A 15,092-nucleotide genomic window follows, 5' to 3' on the forward strand; every position below is an offset into this window, starting at 1 on the left:
CGCCGCTGTACCACGCAAAAACCGCCATTGTCCGTCAATGGCGCCAGTGCAACAAGGCGCGCCGCAACTGTTAACATGGCAGACAGCCCTTTTCCGACCAGATCGAGCCCGTGATGAACCACCCCTGGAGTCCTGACAGCTGGCGCGCCCTGCCGATCCAGCAACAACCGAGCTACCCTGATGCTGCCCACCTGCTCAATGTCGAGCAGACCCTGGCCAGCTATCCGCCGCTGGTATTTGCCGGCGAGGCCCGGGAACTGCGCCGTCAGTTCGCCGAGGTTACCCAGGGCCGCGCGTTCCTGTTGCAAGGCGGCGATTGCGCCGAGAGCTTCGCCGAGTTCTCGGCAGCCAAGATCCGCGACACCTTCAAGGTACTGCTGCAGATGGCCATCGTCATGACCTTTGCCGCCGGCTGCCCGGTGGTCAAGGTCGGTCGCATGGCCGGGCAGTTCGCCAAGCCGCGCTCAGCCGGCGATGAAACCATCGGTGGGGTCACCTTGCCGGCCTACCGTGGCGATATCGTCAACGGCATCGGCTTCGACGAGAAGAGCCGGGTGCCGGACCCGGAGCGCCTGCTGCAGGCCTACCATCAGTCCACCGCCAGCCTTAACCTGCTGCGCGCCTTTGCCCAGGGCGGGTTTGCCGATCTGCACCAGGTGCATAAATGGAACCTGGACTTCATCGCCAACTCGGCGCTGGCTGAAAAGTACAGCCAGCTGGCTGACCGCATCGATGAAACCCTGGCCTTCATGCGCGCCTGCGGCCTGGACAGCTCGCCGCAACTGCGCGAAACCAGTTTCTTCACCGCCCATGAGGCGCTGCTGCTGAACTACGAAGAAGCTTTCGTGCGCCGGGACAGCCTGACCAACGACTATTACGACTGCTCGGCGCATATGCTCTGGATCGGCGACCGCACCCGCCAGCTCGACGGCGCCCATGTCGAGTTCCTGCGCGGGGTGAACAACCCGATCGGGGTCAAAGTCGGACCCAGCATGAATACCGACGAGCTCATCCGCCTGATCGATGTGCTCAACCCGGACAACGACCCGGGTCGCCTCAACCTGATCGTGCGCATGGGCGCGAACAAGGTCGGCGAGCATCTGCCAGCGCTGATTCGCAGCGTCGAACGCGAAGGTCGCCAGGTGCTGTGGAGTTCCGACCCGATGCACGGCAACACCATCAAGGCCAGCAGCGGTTACAAGACTCGCGATTTCGCCCAGATTCTCAGCGAGGTCAAGCAATTCTTCCAGGTCCATCAGGCCGAAGGCAGTCACGCCGGTGGCATCCATATCGAGATGACCGGACAAAACGTCACCGAGTGCATCGGTGGCGCGCGACCGATCACCGAAGACTCCCTCTCCGACCGCTACCACACCCATTGCGATCCACGGATGAACGCCGATCAATCGCTGGAACTGGCGTTCTTGATCGCCGAGACCCTCAAGCAGGTACGTCGCTAAAGCGGCTGCTGGCCAGTGCCACGCGCAAGCGTGCGGCGCTGGCCCGCGGGCAATTCAACTGCACTTCGGCCAGGCCCAGCCAGGCGGCCATGCGTTGCAGGCTCTCGGCCAGGGCCTGCATGCCCGCTTCATCCAGCCCTGGCTGTTCCTCATGCACCGCGTGTACCGTCAGGCGCTCATGGGCACGCTCGGCACGCAGGTCTACACGGGCGGCAATGCGTTCGTTGTGCAGGAACGGCAGCACGTAATAGCCGTAGACGCGTTTGTGCGCCGGCGTGTAGATCTCCAGCCGGTAACGGAAATCAAAAAGACGCTCGGTGCGCTCGCGCTCCCACACCAATGAGTCAAAGGGCGAAAGCAACGCGCTGCTGCTCACTGTGCGCGGCACCCGCAGCGACGCCAGGCAGTACGCCGGTTGCGGCCAGGCCTGCACCGTACAGGCCTGCAAAGCGCCCTCCTCGAGCAACTCGGCCAACCGCGCACGGCTGTCGCCGGGGGCCAGGCGAAAATAGTCACGCAGGTCCTTCTCGGTGGCCACTCCCAACGCACCTGCGGCATGCAGTAAAAGCCCGCGTTGAGCGGCGGCCTCATCCATGGGCGGTTGCTCAAGCAGTGCAGCCGGCAGCACCCGCTGCGGCAAATCGTACAGGCGCTCGAAACCGCGGCGGCCGGCGACATTTACCAGCCCGGCGGCAAACAGCCATTCCAGCGCGTGTTTCTCGGCACTCCAGTCCCACCAGGGGCCGGCGCGCTCCTGGCGGGTCGACAGGCTGCCAGCGCCCAGGGCGCCCTGTTCTGTCACCGCCGCCAGCACCCGGGCGATGGTCGGTTGTTGTTCGCGGCCGAAGCGCGCCAACTGTTGATAAATGCCCTGGCCCTGGCGCGCACGGTCCATGCGCCAACGCAGCAGCGGATACAGCTCCAGCGGCAGCAGCGAGGCCTCATGCCCCCAGTATTCGAAAAGTTTGCGTTGCCGGTTGCGCCCCCAGGCCAGTTGATCGAGCAACGCCTGTGGATAACTGCCGAGACGGGAAAACAGGGGAAGGTAGTGTGAACGCACCAGGGCATTGACCGAGTCGATCTGCACCACACCGAGGCGTTCGATCATCCGGTTCAGCTGCGCGGCACCGATCGACCTGTTCGCCTGCCGGTTGTTGAAGCCTTGGGCGGACAACGCCAGGCGGCGCGCCTGGGCCTGGGAAAAGGACTGTGTGGTGGGCATGCCCGGCTCCTTGTGAACAAGCCCACTTACATTAGTCGTGGCACTTCGATGACGCGACTCATTTTCTCAGCGGGTCATCCCAGAATGGACGCTCCACCTCGCGCAGAATATCCGCCCGGCTCAGGCCGATATCATCCAGCGCCGCATCACTCAGGCGTGCCAGTTCGCGGCGCTCGCGGTGCAATTGCCGCCAGCGCGTCAGTTGCTGACTGAAGCCTTGGGTGAATTGGTGGAACCAGCTGTGCCGGGACGTTGAGTACTGCAGAACAAGCGATTTCTGACCTTTCATCGTCTTACCCTCCTGTTGGGATGACGACAGTGTCAGACCCGGCATAAGATCAATCCAACGAATGTTTCTTATGTCATACATCTAGGAGATTGATGCCTTGTCCCAGTACCAGAGTATCGATTCCGACGTCCTGCGCACCTTTGTCGCCATCGCCGAACACGGCGGCTTCACCCGCGCTGGCGAAGTAGTCAACCGTACCCAGTCGGCGGTGAGCATGCAGATGAAGCGCCTGGAGGAGGACATCATCCAGCGCCAGCTGTTCGAGCGCGATGGCCGCCAGGTGCGCCTGACCGCCGAGGGCCAGGTGCTGCTCGGCTATGCCCGGCGCATCCTCAAGTTGCACGGCGAGGTGTTCAATACCCTGCGCATGCCGCACATGGTCGGCGTGGTGCGCATCGGCACTCCGGACGACTACGCCATGCGCTTTCTGCCAGGCATCCTTTCAAGCTTCGCCCAGGCCTATCCGCTGGTTCAGGTCGAGGTCCATTGCGAAAGTTCGCGGCAGTTGATGCAGCGCCAGGACCTGGACCTGACCATCATCACCCGTGAACCAGGCAACGAAATCGGTCAGTTGCTGCGTCGCGAGCGCGCGGTGTGGGTGCAGGCCCAGGGTTTCTGCCCGCATGAGCACAATCCTCTGCGGCTGGCGATGTTCAACTGCGATTGCTATTGCCGGACCTGGGCCTGCAATGCCCTGGATGCCATCGAGAAGGAGTACCGGATCGCCTACACCAGTGCCAGCACCGCGGCGATCATGGCCGTGGTCAGTGCCGGCCTGGCCGTTACCGCGCAGTTGCAGAGCCTGATCACCAGCGACTTGCAAATCATTGGCGAAGCCGAAGGCCTGCCGCCTTTGCCCACAGCCAGCATCATGCTGCTGCGCAATCGCACAACGCAGTCGGAAATGACCGACTGCCTGGCCGACTACATCATCGAAGGCTTCAGATCTTGAAGGCCAGCATTACCGCGCACAGCACCAAAAAGCCGCAGAACAGCGAACGTAGTGCTTTTTCCGGCAAGGCGTGAGCCAGTTTCACGCCCCAACTGATGCTCAGCAGGCCCCCGACAGCCAGCGGTATGCCCATGCTCCACTGCACATGCTGATGCAGGCCGTAGGTCAGCAACGTGACGGCCGTACTGGGGGCAGCCAAGGCCAGTGACAAACCTTGGGCAACCACCTGGGTGGTGCCGAACACGCTGGTCAGTACCGGCGTTGCCACCACGGCCCCACCGACGCCGAACAAACCGCCCAGCACCCCGGCGCCGCTGCCCAGCACGCCCAGCCACGGCCAGGGCTGGCGCAGCTCACTGGCGGGCTGGGCAGTGCGCATGAACATCCGCGCCAGGTTCCAGGCCGCCAGCGCCCCGAGAAACAGCACAAAGCCAAAGCGCATGGCTTGGGCATCGACGCCCACGGCCCAGATCGAACCGAGCCAGGCGAAGACAAAGCCGGTCGTGGCCAGGGGCAACGCATGCTTGAGTTCGATGCGATTACGCTGGTGATACCGCCACAGCGCCAGCAGCACATTGGGCACCACCATCACCAGCGCCGTCCCCTGGGCCAATTGCTGGTCGAGACCGAACAGCACCCCCAGCGCCGGAATCGCGATCAGCCCGCCACCGATGCCGAACAACCCACCCACCGTGCCCAGTGCCGCGCCCAGCGCTATGTACATCGCCCACTCAATCATTGCCGCCTCTCTGAATTGCCAATCGCTGCATGCTACCGAGCTGGCGCTAGCGGGGAAACGCACAGCAACGCACAATGGCTGTGCCATTTACGCAAAAGCAGATTCGCAGCATGAACCCCGATGCCCTGACCGAACAACTCAGCCTGTTTCTTGATGTTCTGGAAACCGGCAGCTTCTCCGCCACCGCCCGGCGTCATCCGTTGACGCCTTCGGCGGTGGCGCGGCGTATCGACACCCTGGAAAGCGCAGTCGGCAGCCGCCTGTTCGTGCGCAGCACCCATGCGGTACGGCCAACTCCGGCCGGCAATGCCTTTGCCGAACGCGCCCGACGGATCGTCGAAGAGCTGCGCCTGGCCCGCGCGGAAGCGGTATCGCTGAGCAACGCCCCGGAAGGCCTGATCCGCATCGACGCGCCGGCCGCGTTCGGTCGCCGCCACCTGGCCCCGGCCATCGCCGATTTTCTCGTAGCCTATCCCGGGCTGGACGTGCAATTGCGCCTGATCGACAGCTTTGTCGACCTGCACGGCTCGCACCTGGGCGAAGTCGACCTGGTGTTGCGCGCCGGCCCTCTGGCAGACACCCGCCTGGTCGCCACGCCATTGGCCTACATGGTCCGTATTGCCTGCGCCAGCCCCGCCTACCTGGCCCAGCGCGGCATTCCCGCCAGCCCGGCTGAATTGCCCGAACATGACGGCCTGGACTGGGACGGCCTGGCCCCGCCCTTCGCCTGGCGCTTCGCGGTCGACGGGCAAATGCGCCTGTACCGCCCGACGCGCATGCGCATGAGCGCCAACAATGCCGAAACCCTGCTGTTCGGCGCCCTCGCCGGCTTGGGTATCGCTCACCTGCCCACCTGGCTGATCAGCGAATACCTGCTGCGTGGGGAATTACTACCGCTATTCTGTGACAACGGCCTGCCCAGCGCCGAAAGCAGCGGTATCTATGCCCTGCGCCTGGAACATGAAACGAACTCTCGCAGCCGTTTGTTGCTCGAATTCCTCAAGAGCCGCTTCAGCCCGATTCCGCCCTGGGACCTGGCGCTGCAAAGCGAGCTGCGCTGGCAGTAAGTGCGCTAATGACCTGCGTGCTAAATTTAAAGGACTTAACGAAATAAAGGATGTGCATGAACGCCGACCCGAAAGCGCCTGTTCCCTGCGACGAACTGCTCCTGGATAACCAGGTGTGCTTTGCCCTGCACTCGACCTCGCTGCTGATGACCAAGGTCTACAAGCCGCTGCTGCACAAGCTCGGGCTGACTTATCCACAGTACCTGGCGATGCTGGTGCTGTGGGAACAGGATGGTTTGACAGTCGGAGAGATCAGCCAGCGTCTGCTGACCGATCCAGGCTCGCTTACACCTTTGCTCAAACGCCTGGAAGCCGAAGGCCTGCTCAAGCGCACCCGCAGCCGCGAAGATGAGCGGGTAGTACTGGTGCAGTTGACCGAGCAGGGTCACGCCCTGCAAGCCCGGGCAAAGGATGTACCGCACTGCATCCTCGCCGCCAGCGGCGAGAACCTCGAACGCCTGCAACAGCTGCAGGCCGACTTGCTGGCGCTGCGCGCCAACCTGCAAAAAAGCCTCTGAGCGCTATGCTGAGAAATGACCGTTCGTAGGTCGACCGAAAAATTATCTTGCGCACTAAATAATTGCGCGCTAATTTAATTTCCGTACCCACTCAGCGCCACGGCGCAACTCACAAGCGAGGCTCAACATGCAAAAGGTCACTCCGCTGTACATTGCTGAAGCCAAATCCACCGGTGGCCGCGACGGCGGTTCGCGCTCCAGCGACGGCAAGCTGGAAGTCAAGCTGAGCACCCCCAAGGAACTGGGCGGCGCGGGTGGTGACGGCACCAACCCCGAGCAGCTGTTTGCCGCCGGCTACTCGGCCTGCTTTATCGGCGCCCTGAAGTTCGTCGCCGGCCAGCAGAAAAAAGCCCTGCCCGCAGACAGCTCGATCACCGCCAAGGTTGGCATCGGCCAGATTCCGGGTGGTTTCGGCCTGGATATCGACCTGAACATCAACCTGCCCGGCCTGGAACAGGCTGAGGCGCAAACGCTGGTCGAAGCTGCCCACCAGGTCTGCCCGTACTCCAATGCCACCCGTGGCAACGTCGACGTGCGCCTGAATGTGACGGTTTGATCGACAAGTTCCAGGCATAAAAAAACCCGGCCAAGGCCGGGTTTTTCGATTTCGCAGGTACGCCAGGCTTAGACCTTGGCACGGCCCTTGTAGGAACCACCTTCGCGAGTATCGATTTCGATCCAGTCGCCGATTTCGATGAAGTCAGCAACGCTCAGCTCGGTACCGTTCTTCAGCTTGGCTGGCTTCATGACCTTGCCCGAAGTGTCGCCGCGAGCGGAACCTTCGGTGTAGTCAACCTGACGCACGATGGTGGTTGGCAGGTCAACCGAAACCAGGCGCTCTTCGAAGAACACTGCTTCGCAGACGTCTTCCATGCCTTCTTCGATGAACGGCAGAACGGCCTCGATGTCTTCGGCGTTCAGCTCGTACATGGTGTAGTCAGTGGTGTCCATGAACGTGTAGGTGTCGCCGTTGATGAACGACAGAGTCGCTTCTTTGCGATCCAGGATCACGTCGTCCAGCTTGTCGTCGGCCGAGTAGACGGTTTCAGTCTTGTAGCCGGTCAGCAGGTTCTTCAGCTTGGTCTTCATGATCGCGCTGTTACGGCCCGACTTGGTGAACTCAGCCTTCTGAACCAGCCATGGATCGTTGTCGATACGGATCACGGTACCGGGTTTCAGTTCTTTACCAGTTTTCATTGCGATATATCCGAATTTGGATGGATTTACAAAAATCGAGGCCGCATATCATAGCCAATTTCGGTAAAACTGTACCAGCGCCGCGGCAAGGTCCGGCTGAGCGGCCTGTACCGCGCTCCAGCGGCGGGCATGCCGGTCCAGTTCGTCCCAGTGCGCCAGTACCTGTTGCCAGGCCTGGCCCATGTCGCTGTCCATGTTCCAGGCTCGCCACAATTGCACCAGCGCAGCCCCCGCCGGGGCGGACAATTCCAGGATGTACAGGTCGAGAAACGCCTCGAGTTTTTCCCAGTGGGCGTATTCTTCCTGCACATAGATATGCCAGAGCAGCGGCCGTGCCGCCCACTGCGCACGGACGAAAGAATCTTCGCCACGCACCGCGTTGAAATCGCAGCACCAGAGCAGCCGGTCGTAATCGTCCTGGCTGACGAAGGGCAGGATCTGCACGGTCAGCGCACCGCGCCGGGCAATATTGCCCACGCTCAGCGCCTGTTCGCCAAGCCAGGCCTGAACGTCACCCAGCACGCGCCCTTCGGGTACCAACAGGTGGTTGGGGCGGCTGTCGGCGGCCAGCACGTCCAGCCAACTGGCCACGCCGGGGTTTTCGTAGGCGAACAGCGAAATCAGCCGGGCATTGTTTTCTGGCGTTACGCCCAGGCCCTGCAGAAATGCCTTGCGTGCAGCCGGGTCCTGCTGGAGCGCGTCGCGCTGTGACAGCAGATTTGCCTCACGCAGCAAGCCGCCGGTTTTCGCGCTAAAGCCCGGAAAGAAAAACACCTTGCGCAAGCCATTGGCCTGGGGCGACGGCAAGCCATGGCAACCTTCGACCCAGTCTTCGGCGCTGAGGTAGTCCAGGTTCAGCCACAATGGCGCACGGGGTTGTTCGAGCATGGCCTGCACATAGGCAGGTGGCAGCTGACAGGCGAAAGCGCCAATCACCACATCGGCTACCGCCGTGTCCTGCCATTCAGATGGCCATTGGCGCACATCCACGCCCTGCTGCCATTGCTGGGCAACGTCGGCCTGGGCTTCGGGACAGATACGCACGAACGCCTTCAGGTCATCTACCCACAGGCGCACCGCCAGGCCCTGCTCAGCCACCAACTGCCGGGCCAGGCGCCAGGTCACGCCGATGTCGCCGTAGTTATCGACGACACAACAGAAGATGTCCCAGTGCGTTTTCATCGCTGGTCCCTTGGAAAAAGCGCCGATTGTCCGGGTAAATCATCGCAGACAAAAGCGTGGCACGAAAAAAACCCGTTGCACCATGCGACAATGGCTGCCCGTGTCCTGGCCAGGAGGCCATCATGCCCCGCCCTCGCGAATTGAAGATCACTCTAAAGCCGCTGCAACTGATCCTGTGCATTGCCCTGGGCCTGTGGCTTGGCGCTGTGGCCATTGCCCTGAGCCTGTGGCTTGCCGGGCGCCTGTTGCCAGCGACGCTGCAGCCGATCGGCCAGGTGCTTGCGCCGCCAGCCATTGCTCCGGCGTCCCCGGCGACGGCAGACCCGCAAAACCAGATGTTCGAACAATACAAACAAATCCTTCGTAACCAGGAAGTACAGCAGGCCGAAGAGCAGGCGCAAGGCAGCCTGCGCAACCTGTCCAACCCCAAGTGCCAGTTCTGGCTGCAACAGAACCGCACCGCGCCGACAGAAAAAAGCCGCGCCCTCGTTCTCGAATTCTGTAACTGAACCCATGACCAAAGCCGACCTGCTGCAACGCATCATCGACACACTGAGCTTTGACCTGGACGTCGCCCAGCGCGCGGCGCAAACCGCCTATGAGGCGGCCACCGCCGAAGAGAACATCGCCGAGAACAAGTACGACACCCTGGGCCTCGAAGCTTCGTACCTGGCCACCGGGCAAGCCCGGCGCATGGAGGAAATCCGCCAGGCGCGGGCGGCGTACCAGCAGTTGTTGCTGCGCGACTATGACCCGCAACGCGGCATTCAGGTCAGCAACCTGGTGACCCTCGAGGCAGAGAACGGCAGTTGCCAGCAGTTGTTCCTCGGCCCGGAAGGCGCGGGGCTGAAAATTGGCCAGGGCGAGCAACTGGTAACGGTGATCACCCCGCGCTCGCCACTGGGTCAGTGTTTGCTCGGCAAGGTCGAAGAGGATGAGGTGAGCCTGGTGCTTGGCGGGGTACCCCAGAACTACTCCATCCTCAAGGTTCTGTGATCAGGAAGGCTGCGCCTTCCATCGCTGGCAAGGCCAGCTCCCACAGGTTCGGCGTGCCCTGATCCAGTGTGGGGTCTACTGTGGGAGCCAGCCTTGCCGGCGATGGGCTGCACAGCAGCCCCCTCATAAAGCGCCCAACGCATCAAAGCGCTGCGCCAACCCCTGCCGGGCAAACTGCTCGATGACAAAATCGACAAACACCCGCGTCTTGCCCGGCAGCAACTTGTGTTCGGCGTAGTACAGCGAAATATTGCCGTCATCCACGTACCAGTCCGGCAACACCCGCAACAGCCGGCCGGCCTGCAGGTACGGCACGGCAAACGGCATGCTCACCAGCGCTACGCCCAGGCCCTGCTCCGCTGCCGCGCAGGCTGCCTCCGAATCACTCATGGTCATGCGCAAGCGCAGGTCCAACGGGCTCTGCTCTTGCTCGCGACTGGTCAGCGGCCAGGAGCGCACGCGCCCGGTCTGCGGTGAACGAATAAGAATGCCATCCAGCTCGTGCAAATCGGCAGGCTGGGTGATTGGCCGATGCTGCTGCAGATACGTCGGCGCCGCCACCAGAATCCGGTGCGCAGGGGTCAGCTTGCGCGCCACCACGCCCTGGGGCAGATCGAAGCCGCCACCAATGGCGGCATCGAAACCCTGGCCGATCAGGTCGACCTGACGGTTATCGAAATGCCAATCGGGGCTGATCGCCGGGTAGCGCCGCAAGAACTCGGCCAACAGCGGCACGACATACAGGCGACCGAACACCGTGCCCATGCTCACTTTCAGGGTGCCGGCCGGTTGCCCTTCGGCACTGGCCAGGTTAGCCACGGCATACTGGATGGTCTGGAAACTCGCCGCCACCTCTTCAAGAAAACGCTGCCCGGCCTCAGTCAGGGTCAGGCGTCGGGTGCTGCGCTGGAACAAGCGCACGCCCAGGCGCGCCTCCAGCCGCGCGACGTTCTTGCCCACCGCCGCCGGGGTCAGGCTCAGGCGCCGCGCCGCTTCGGCGAAGCTGCCGACTTCGGCGCTGCGGACAAAACACTCGATGCTGCTGAAGGATTCCATACCGTTGATTCCATACTTCTGGTTTACACAGACTATAGCGATTACTGGCTACCGATAGGGTAATCAGCGGCCGATACTGAAGCCCATCCAAGGCATCCAGCCTTGTTCTTTCGGGAGCACAGCATGTCGACCCAATCCAGCCTCCACGGCAAAGTAGCCCTGATCCAGGGCGGTTCCCGCGGTATCGGCGCGGCCATCGTCAAACGCCTGGCCGCCGAAGGCGCCAGTGTCGCCTTCACCTACGCCAACGCCACGGCCCAGGCCGAAGCCCTGCAGCAAAGCATCATCGCCGCCGGCGGCAAGGCCCTGGCCATCAAGGCCGACAGCGCCGATGCCAGCGCCGTGCAGCAGGCGGTGCAAAGCACTGCAGAAGCCTTCGGTGGCCTGGACATCCTGGTCAACAACGCCGGAGTACTGGCGGTGGGGCCGCTTGCGGAGTTCAGCCTGGAGGACTTCGACCGCACCCTGGCGGTGAACGTGCGCAGCGTCTTCGTAGCCACGCAAGCGGCCGCGCGGCACATGGGCCAGGGCGGGCGGATCATCAACATCGGCAGCACCAATGCCGAGCGCATGCCCTTCGCCGGCGGCGGCCCCTATGCCATGAGCAAGTCGGCGCTGGTTGGCCTGACCCGGGGCCTGGCCCGTGACCTGGGGCCACTGGGCATCACCATCAACAACGTCCAGCCTGGCCCGGTGGATACCGATATGAACCCGGCCCAGGGCGAGTTCGCCGAAAGCCTGATGGGCTTCATGGCGGTGGGTCGTTATGGCCACGTCGACGAAATCGCCAGCTTCGTCGCCTACCTGGCCGGCCCGGAGGCGGCCTACATTACCGGCGCCAGCCTGAGCATCGATGGCGGCTTTGCCGCCTGAGGCACGTCAATGACTGTCCCTGCCCGCCAGGCGCTGCTCAATCAACTGGACAAAGGCCTTGGCGGCCGGGGTCGGGTGCGTCGACCAGATCGCATACACGTGACGCACCGGCGCATCCTCGACCGCCACCGACACCACGCCGTTGAAGCAGCGGGCGATCCGCGCCGGCACCAGGCCAACCGCCAGGCCGCGCTTGGCGAACTTTTCCATCAGGCGAATATTGGTCACTTCAAACTGCACCCGATGGCGCACCCCTGCAGCGGCAAAGGCCTCGTCGGTTTGCCGGCGGGCGCCGCTACCAGCCGGGAAATCCACCAGCGGCTGCGCTTCGAGATCGGCCAGGGACACGCGCGCCGCGCCCGCCAACGGATGCTCGACGGCCATGACCGCCACCAGCTCTTCTTCGGCCAGCAGGCGGTACTCGACGCCCTCCAGCCGCTCGCCCGGCCAGACTCCGATAAATCCTACGTCCAGCCGCCGCTCGCGCACATCGGCGGTCAGCAATTCGCTCTTGGCCATCAGCCAGCGGATATCCACCGACGGGTGCTGAGCATGAAAATCGGCCAGCAGGTCGACCAGGTCCAACTCGGTCAGCGAGGTGATCTCGCCGATGGACAATTGCCCCCGCACTTCACCACAGGCCGCGGCAACATCTTCGGCAATTCGCCGGGTGGCCTCCAGCGCTGGCCAAGCGCTCTGCACGAAAGCTTCGCCAGCCGGCGTCAGGCGCACGCGCCGCGAACTGCGCTCGAACAGGCTGACGCCGAGGGTCTCTTCCAGCCGGGCAATCTGATGGCTCAAGGCCGACTGCACCACATGGCAGCGTTCGGCGGCTCGGGTGAAGCTGCCGGTGTCGACCACCGCCAGGGCATACTCAATCTGCTTGAGGTTCATGGGTTGATCTATTTTCAAGATGGATAGAATGAAAACGATGCATTGGCGTCATGCTAGCGCATTTCCGATACTGTCACTTCCCAACTGCCACTGATCGAGACGGTCCATGACCTCTGCCACCCATTCCCTGAGCCGCGGCCTGATTCTGCTGATGGCGACCGCCACGGGCCTTGCCGTCGCCAGCAACTACTACGCACAACCCTTGCTGCACAGCATCGCCGAACATTTTGGCCTGACCACCGCCAGCGCCGGGGCCATCGTCATCGCTGCACAACTGAGCTATGGCGCCGGCCTGTTGCTGCTGGCACCACTGGGCGACCTGTTCGAACAACGCAAACTGATCGTCAGCATGATTGCCATCAGCACCCTGGGCCTGCTGATCAGCGCGTTTTCGCCAAACCTGGCGTGGCTGCTGATCGGTACCACCCTCACCGGCCTGTTCTCGGTAGTCGCCCAAGTGCTGGTGCCCATGGCTGCAGGCCTCAGCGAGCCGTCGCAACGCGGGCGGGTGGTTGGCACCCTGATGAGCGGATTGCTGCTGGGCATCCTGCTGGCGCGCACCGCCGCCGGGTTCATGGCCGAGCTCGGCAGCTGGCGCAGCATCTACCTGCTGGCAGCGGCACTGATGGGGCTGTCGGCGATCGCCTTGTTCCGCGCCCTGCCCGAGCGTCATCAGCATGCCGGGCTAAGCTATCCGGCGCTGCTCGGTTCGGTGTTCCGCCTGTTCGTGGACGAGCCGATCCTGCGCCTGCGCTCGTTGCTGGGCCTGTTGTCCTTCAGCCTGTTCGCCTTGTTCTGGACGCCGCTGGCCTTCCTGCTGTCAGTCGAGCCATACCACTACTCCGATGCGGTGATCGGCCTGTTCGGCCTGGCCGGCGCCGCCGGTGCCCTGGCGGCCAACTGGGCCGGGCGCCTGGCCGATCGGGGCAAAGGCCCGCTGGGTACCACGGTCGGTTTGCTGGCACTGCTGCTGTCGTGGGTGCCGCTGGCTTACGCCCAGTCTTCGCTGGCGGCATTGCTGATCGGCGTCCTGTTGCTCGACCTGGCAGTTCAACTGGTGCACGTGAGCAACCAGAACGCCGTGATTGTCCTGCGCCCGGAAGCCCGCAACCGCCTGAATGCCGGCTATATCACCTGCTATTTCATCGGCGGCGCCCTTGGCTCGCTGCTCGGTACGCAACTGTTCCAGCGTCATGGCTGGGACGGCATCGTCATCGCCGGCCTGAGCATCGGCGCCCTGGCCCTGCTGGTCTGGGGCCTGGCAGAACGCCAGCGCGTCTTGCGCCTGCGCACCGCCTAACGGCGCACGAACGCTTCATCGACCCGGGCCAGGTGCTCTTCGCGCAAGGTCCCGGCGTAGTAATGCAGTTTGATCCAGGCCAGCAGGTAGTCGTAGCGGGCCTGGGCCAGGTCGCGGCGGGTGGTCGCCAGTTGCTGCTCGGCATTGAGCACATCGAGGTTGACCCGTTCGCCACCGAGCACACTCTGGCGGGTCGATTGCACCAGCGCCTCGGCCGATGTCAGCGCCCGCTGATAGGCACGCAGGCGGCTGACGCCGGACTGACAGGCGTTGTACTGACGGCGCAGCTCGATCAAGGTTGTCCGGGTGTTGCCGTCCAGTTCGTACTCGGCCTGCTCCAGGTTGCGGCTGGCCTGACGGGTGGCCGCCGACACCCCGCCGCCGGCAAACAACGGCAGGCTGACTTCGATGCCGATGGTGTTGGTGTCGTAGCGCTGGTTGTAGGTGTTGCCACTGTCGGACTGCATTTGTCGCGACGTGGCGTAGGCCGTCACCTTGGGCAGATGCCCGGCGCGGTTGCGCTCCACTTCATACTCGGCCACTTCCAGGGCCTGACGCTGGGACGCCAGTTGCGGGTTGTTGGCCAGGGCCAGCTCATGCCAAGCCTCATAGGTCGCCGGTTGCAACGTCAACAGGGCAAAACCGTCGTTGAGCGGCGCCAGTTCGTCGATGCGCGCTGATGGCTCGCCAATCAGCGCACCCAACTCGCGCAGGGCCGCATCCTGATCGTTGCGTGCCTGGATCTCCTCGGCGTCGGCCAGCTCAAAGCGGGCCTGGGCTTCGAGAATATCGGTACGGGTGCCCTCACCCTGCTGGAACAGTTGCTGGTTCTGCTGGAACTGCTGTTGATAGGCCTGCTTGCTGGCCACGCTGATGCTGATCTGGTCTTCGGCGAACAGCGCCTGGGTATAACTGGTCATCACCCGGACCAGAAGCTCCTGGCTTTTGCCACGAAACTCCTCATCGGCAAACAGCGCCTGGGCCACCCCCTTGCGGTAACTGGCATAGGCCTCGTAGTCGAGCAACGGCTGCTGGAGGATGAAGGTGGAACCGTAGCTGTTGTAGTGGCGGTCTTCATCCTCGCGCCGCGAATCGCCCAGATAGCGAGCCTTGGAGTCGTTGCGGCCCTTGTTGTAGTTGTACGACAGGCTCGGCAGCAAGCCGGCGCGGCCGATGGCGCGGTTTTCCTGCCCGGCTTCGCGGGCCTTGAGCGCACCGAGGAACACCGGGTCCTTGCGCAGCGCTTGTTCATACACCTGAAACGGTCCCATGGCCTGCGCGCCCGCCCCTGTTGTCAGGGCGAACGCCGCCAGCAGCCCGGTCATCAAGCTTTTCATGCACGGGCTT

General features: G+C 63.2%; 17 protein-coding genes. 9 read left to right on the forward strand and 8 right to left on the reverse strand.

From position 1 onward, the window contains the following. Window positions 1–113 precede the first annotated feature (113 nt). Window positions 114–1,460 (forward strand): class II 3-deoxy-7-phosphoheptulonate synthase, encoded by a 1,347-nt coding sequence (locus LOY45_RS19115; protein ID WP_233673644.1) that lies wholly within the window; start codon window positions 114–116, stop codon window positions 1,458–1,460. On the opposite strand, the gene LOY45_RS19120 is transcribed toward LOY45_RS19115, so the two are convergent. Then, the gene (locus tag LOY45_RS19120) at window positions 1,441–2,682 is read right to left on the reverse strand and encodes a winged helix-turn-helix domain-containing protein (RefSeq protein ID WP_233673643.1); all 1,242 of its coding nucleotides are present in this window, start codon (window positions 2,680–2,682) and stop codon (window positions 1,441–1,443) included. The genes LOY45_RS19115 and LOY45_RS19120 overlap by 20 nt on opposite strands. Before the next feature lie 58 nt (window positions 2,683–2,740). Next, window positions 2,741–2,971 (reverse strand): DUF1127 domain-containing protein, encoded by a 231-nt coding sequence (locus LOY45_RS19125; protein WP_325175816.1) that lies wholly within the window; start codon window positions 2,969–2,971, stop codon window positions 2,741–2,743. A 97-nt stretch (window positions 2,972–3,068) separates the two neighbouring features. Between LOY45_RS19125 and LOY45_RS19130 the strand changes: the two genes are divergently transcribed. Then, window positions 3,069–3,923, forward strand: a complete 855-nt coding sequence (locus LOY45_RS19130; protein WP_258578180.1) for a LysR family transcriptional regulator — start codon at window positions 3,069–3,071, stop codon at window positions 3,921–3,923. On the opposite strand, the gene LOY45_RS19135 is transcribed toward LOY45_RS19130, so the two are convergent. After that, window positions 3,913–4,662, reverse strand: coding sequence for a sulfite exporter TauE/SafE family protein (locus tag LOY45_RS19135; protein ID WP_258578181.1), 750 nt, complete (start codon window positions 4,660–4,662; stop codon window positions 3,913–3,915). The genes LOY45_RS19130 and LOY45_RS19135 overlap by 11 nt on opposite strands. A 110-nt stretch (window positions 4,663–4,772) precedes the next feature. Here LOY45_RS19135 and LOY45_RS19140 point away from each other — a divergent pair, with 110 nt between their 5' ends. The 3 genes from LOY45_RS19140 to LOY45_RS19150 all read left to right on the forward strand — a co-directional run bounded on the left by LOY45_RS19140 (window position 4,773) and on the right by LOY45_RS19150 (window position 6,803). Then, a complete protein-coding gene (locus tag LOY45_RS19140; RefSeq protein WP_233673666.1) occupies window positions 4,773–5,729 on the forward strand; it encodes a LysR family transcriptional regulator in 957 nt (318 codons plus the stop codon). A gap of 56 nt (window positions 5,730–5,785) precedes the next feature. Beyond that, entirely contained in the window at window positions 5,786–6,247 is a 462-nt protein-coding gene (locus tag LOY45_RS19145; RefSeq protein ID WP_115085894.1) for a MarR family winged helix-turn-helix transcriptional regulator, read from the forward strand. A 127-nt stretch (window positions 6,248–6,374) separates the two neighbouring features. Then, window positions 6,375–6,803 carry an organic hydroperoxide resistance protein gene (locus LOY45_RS19150; RefSeq protein ID WP_115085893.1) on the forward strand — a complete coding sequence of 143 codons (429 nt, stop codon included), beginning with the start codon at window positions 6,375–6,377 and terminating at the stop codon, window positions 6,801–6,803. A gap of 68 nt (window positions 6,804–6,871) precedes the next feature. On the opposite strand, the gene LOY45_RS19155 is transcribed toward LOY45_RS19150, so the two are convergent. Both LOY45_RS19155 and earP read right to left on the reverse strand, forming a co-directional pair. Continuing rightward, window positions 6,872–7,444, reverse strand: a complete 573-nt coding sequence (locus LOY45_RS19155; protein ID WP_038994110.1) for an elongation factor P — start codon at window positions 7,442–7,444, stop codon at window positions 6,872–6,874. Between the two features lie 48 nt (window positions 7,445–7,492). Then, window positions 7,493–8,626: an elongation factor P maturation arginine rhamnosyltransferase EarP gene (gene earP, locus LOY45_RS19160; protein ID WP_233673640.1), complete on the reverse strand. Its 1,134-nt coding sequence runs from the start codon at window positions 8,624–8,626 to the stop codon at window positions 7,493–7,495. 122 nt (window positions 8,627–8,748) lie between these two features. On the opposite strand from earP, the gene LOY45_RS19165 reads away from it, so the two are divergent. Beyond that, on the forward strand, window positions 8,749–9,135 hold the full coding sequence (locus LOY45_RS19165; protein WP_134061755.1) for a hypothetical protein: 387 nt from the start codon (window positions 8,749–8,751) through the stop codon (window positions 9,133–9,135). A 4-nt stretch (window positions 9,136–9,139) separates the two neighbouring features. Then, window positions 9,140–9,622 carry a GreA/GreB family elongation factor gene (locus tag LOY45_RS19170; protein ID WP_115085890.1) on the forward strand — a complete coding sequence of 161 codons (483 nt, stop codon included), beginning with the start codon at window positions 9,140–9,142 and terminating at the stop codon, window positions 9,620–9,622. A 123-nt stretch (window positions 9,623–9,745) separates the two neighbouring features. Here the strand turns inward: LOY45_RS19170 and LOY45_RS19175 are convergent, their stop codons facing one another. Continuing rightward, the gene (locus LOY45_RS19175; protein ID WP_115085889.1) at window positions 9,746–10,678 is read right to left on the reverse strand and encodes a LysR family transcriptional regulator; all 933 of its coding nucleotides are present in this window, start codon (window positions 10,676–10,678) and stop codon (window positions 9,746–9,748) included. Window positions 10,679–10,801: 123 nt separating this feature from the next. Here LOY45_RS19175 and LOY45_RS19180 point away from each other — a divergent pair, with 123 nt between their 5' ends. Then, window positions 10,802–11,551 carry a 3-oxoacyl-ACP reductase family protein gene (locus LOY45_RS19180; RefSeq protein ID WP_115085888.1) on the forward strand — a complete coding sequence of 250 codons (750 nt, stop codon included), beginning with the start codon at window positions 10,802–10,804 and terminating at the stop codon, window positions 11,549–11,551. Window positions 11,552–11,557: 6 nt separating this feature from the next. On the opposite strand, the gene LOY45_RS19185 is transcribed toward LOY45_RS19180, so the two are convergent. Further along, window positions 11,558–12,445 (reverse strand): LysR family transcriptional regulator, encoded by an 888-nt coding sequence (locus tag LOY45_RS19185; RefSeq protein ID WP_258578182.1) that lies wholly within the window; start codon window positions 12,443–12,445, stop codon window positions 11,558–11,560. A gap of 106 nt (window positions 12,446–12,551) precedes the next feature. Here LOY45_RS19185 and LOY45_RS19190 point away from each other — a divergent pair, with 106 nt between their 5' ends. Then, window positions 12,552–13,745 (forward strand): MFS transporter, encoded by a 1,194-nt coding sequence (locus tag LOY45_RS19190; RefSeq protein ID WP_115085886.1) that lies wholly within the window; start codon window positions 12,552–12,554, stop codon window positions 13,743–13,745. Here the strand turns inward: LOY45_RS19190 and LOY45_RS19195 are convergent. Further along, entirely contained in the window at window positions 13,742–15,082 is a 1,341-nt protein-coding gene (locus LOY45_RS19195; RefSeq protein ID WP_115085885.1) for a TolC family outer membrane protein, read from the reverse strand. The genes LOY45_RS19190 and LOY45_RS19195 overlap by 4 nt on opposite strands. Window positions 15,083–15,092 lie beyond the last annotated feature (10 nt).

It is taken from the genome of Pseudomonas wadenswilerensis (genome assembly GCF_024749185.1).
GTDB classification, from domain to species: domain Bacteria; phylum Pseudomonadota; class Gammaproteobacteria; order Pseudomonadales; family Pseudomonadaceae; genus Aquipseudomonas; species Aquipseudomonas wadenswilerensis.